The sequence below is a fragment of the Alkalihalobacillus alcalophilus ATCC 27647 = CGMCC 1.3604 genome (assembly GCF_000292245.2).
GTDB lineage: Bacteria > Bacillota > Bacilli > Bacillales > Bacillaceae_D > Alkalihalobacillus > Alkalihalobacillus alcalophilus.
Window position 1 is genome coordinate 1 of record NZ_ALPT02000177.1, and the last position, 656, is coordinate 656.

The following is a 656-nucleotide window of genomic DNA, read 5'->3' on the forward strand; positions in this document are numbered from 1 at the left end:
TAATGATGCACAAAACCTTTGGTTGTGTTCGCTTTGTCTATAACAAAATGTTATCAGAACGAAAAGAAACGTATGAAAGCCTAAAAGATGATAAAGAAGCATTAAAAAAGGTAAAACACCCAACTCCTGCGAAGTACAAAAAAGAGTATGATTGGCTAAAAGAAGTAGATTCTTTAGCGTTGGCGAACGCTCAACTAAACTTGGATAAGGCTTATAAAGCCTTCTTCAAGGGGGATGCCAAGTTTCCAAAATTCAAAAGTAAACGACACAAGCAAAGCTACACAACGAATGTCGTCAATGGAAATATTCAATTGTTGGATGGTCATATCAAATTACCTAAACTGAAAATGGTCAAAATCAAACAACATCGAGCAATCCCTTCAGAATACAAAATCAAATCTTGTACCATATCTGTTACTTCGTCAGGAAAATACTATGTTTCTATTCTCACAGAGTACGAGAAAGAATTTGAAAGTAAAAAAATCGAAAAAGTTGTTGGTTTGGATTTTGCGATGGATGGGTTGTTTGTTGATAGTGAGGGTGAGAAAGCCAATTACCCTAAATTTTATCGGCAAATCCTTGAAAAATTAGCGAAAGAACAACGTAAACTTTCTCGTAAAAAGAAAGGCTCTTCGAACTGGAATAAACAACGAATT

General features: G+C 34.9%; 1 protein-coding gene. It reads left to right on the top strand.

Annotated elements, in window-relative coordinates:
• Nucleotides 1–2: 2 nt before the first annotated feature.
• Nucleotides 3–656: RNA-guided endonuclease TnpB family protein (locus BALCAV_RS20950; RefSeq protein WP_040324349.1), on the top strand; the 654-nt coding region annotated here is incomplete at its 3' end.